We start from the raw sequence: 1,893 nt of genomic DNA, 5'->3' as shown, positions 1-1,893 counted from the left end.
GGCGACGCACTTCCGACCTCAGAAGGGCTTGACGGTCACCAGCACGACGATGGCCGCGAAGAGCAGCACGGCCGTCTCGTTGTAGACGCGGAACCAGCGGTGGCTGCGCTTGTTGGACAGCGTCTCGAAGCTGCGCAGCAGGCGTCGGTTCATGTGGTGGTAGCCGATCACGCCGACGACCAGCAGCATCTTGACGTGCAGCCAATAGCTGCCGGCGAAGCGGCTGGCGCCCCAGCCCACCAGCACCCAGATGCCGAGCAGCAGGGCCACGCCCATCAGGATGCTGCTGAAGCGGTGCAGCTTGTGCGCCATCAAAAGCAGGCGCTCACGTTCGGCATGGCTGTCGGCCGGCACCATGGCCAGGTTCACAAAGATGCGCGGCAAATAGAAAAGGCCGGCAAACCAGGCGGCGACGAAGACGATGTGAAAGGCTTTGACCCAGAGCATGCAGCCATTATGGGCAGCACCGGCGTCAAGCACGGCCGCAGCGCGGACGGGCTTGGGGGAGAGTCGGACATGGGCCGCAGGCACACCGCACGAAGGTGCGGGTTGGGTCGCTCCGCGACACAACAGTCCGGTGAACACCAAAAAAAAGCCCCGGTTCAAGACCGGGGCCGAGAAAGCCTTATCGCTGTCATCACGCTAAGGCTCCTGCTCAGGGAGGAAAAGCAGGGAACGACCACCTTGCGGCTATCATTCAAAAACAAGTTTAGCGCGCTTGAGCGGTGACGTCAGGAATAAATGACGTCTGGATGTGTCAACCATCACGCGCCGGGCCGCACCCCCCGCAGCCTGAGGATTCGACTTGGCCCGCTACGTTTTTTCTCCCTCCGCCTTCCCTGCGGCGCGCCCGCGGCGCCTGCGTCGCGACGCCTTCACGCGCGCCCTCGTGCGTGAACATGCGCTGAGTGCCAGCGACCTCATCCTCCCCGTCTTCATCCATGAGGGCGAGAACCGTCTGGACGCCGTGGCTTCCATGCCCGGCGTGTCGCGCCAGAGCCTGGACCACCTGCTGCGCACGGCCGAGCAGTGCGTCGAACTGGGCGTGCCCGTCATCGCCCTTTTCCCCGTCATCGACGCCGCGCTGAAGACGCCCGACGGCGCCGAAGCGCTGAATCCGAATGGCCTGGTGCCGCGCGCGGTGCGCGAGGTAAAAAAACATTTCCCGCAACTCGGCRTGCTGACCGACGTGGCTCTGGACCCTTTCACCAGCCATGGCCAGGACGGTGTCATCGACGAGACCGGCTACATCCTCAACGACCCGACCGTCGAGATCCTTGCCAAACAGGCCCTGGTACAGGCAGATGCCGGCGTCGATATCGTTGCGCCCAGTGACATGATGGACGGCCGCATCGGCGCCATCCGCCAGGCGCTGGAAGCCGCAGGCCACATTCACACGCGCATCATGGCTTACAGCGCCAAATACGCGAGCAGCTTCTATGGCCCCTTCCGCGACGCGGTGGGATCGGCTGCCAACCTCGGCAAGGCTGACAAAAAGACGTATCAGATGGACCCCGGCAACAGCGACGAAGCCCTGCGCGAGGTGGCCCTGGACCTGGCCGAGGGCGCCGACATGGTGATGGTCAAGCCCGGCATGCCTTACCTGGACATCGTGCGCCGCGTGAAGGACGAGTTCCGCGTGCCGACCTTTGCCTACCAGGTCAGCGGCGAATACGCGATGGTCAAGGCCGCCGCGGCCAATGGCTGGCTGGACCATGACGCCGTCATGATGGAGTCGCTGCTGGCCTTCAAGCGCGCGGGCGCCGACGGCGTGCTGAGCTACTTCGCGCTGGACGCCGCGCGGCTGCTGAAAGCGGGTTGAGCCGGTGCGGGTCTTCCACATCGAGACCGACAGTTTTCGCGAGCTTGCGGCCCTGCCCGAAGCGCTGCCGG

2 protein-coding genes are annotated in these 1,893 nt (G+C 64.7%); one reads left to right on the top strand and one right to left on the bottom strand.

Features of this window, described 5'->3' with window-relative positions; translation table 11 throughout:
• Nucleotides 1-18: 18 nt before the first annotated feature.
• Entirely contained in the window at nt 19-447 is a 429-nt protein-coding gene (locus tag ACXJKR_RS31135) for a CopD family protein (RefSeq protein WP_056194341.1), read from the bottom strand.
• 358 nt (nt 448-805) lie between these two features.
• Here ACXJKR_RS31135 and hemB point away from each other — a divergent pair, with 358 nt between their 5' ends.
• Complete coding sequence (gene hemB, locus ACXJKR_RS31130; protein ID WP_457326144.1) at nt 806-1,822, top strand: porphobilinogen synthase; 1,017 nt, start codon at nt 806-808, stop codon at nt 1,820-1,822.
• Nucleotides 1,823-1,893: the final 71 nt, after the last annotated feature.

It is taken from the genome of Roseateles sp. P5_E11, from assembly GCF_054049355.1.
The sequence above is the reverse complement of the archived record's forward strand: the minus strand, read 5'-3'. Positions and strand labels throughout refer to the sequence as shown.

Excerpts from the sequence above, each read along its gene's own strand:
- ACXJKR_RS31135 (WP_056194341.1), bottom strand. The coding sequence starts at position 447 with ATGCTCTGGGTCAAAGCCTTTCACATCGTCTTCGTCGCCGCCTGGTTT.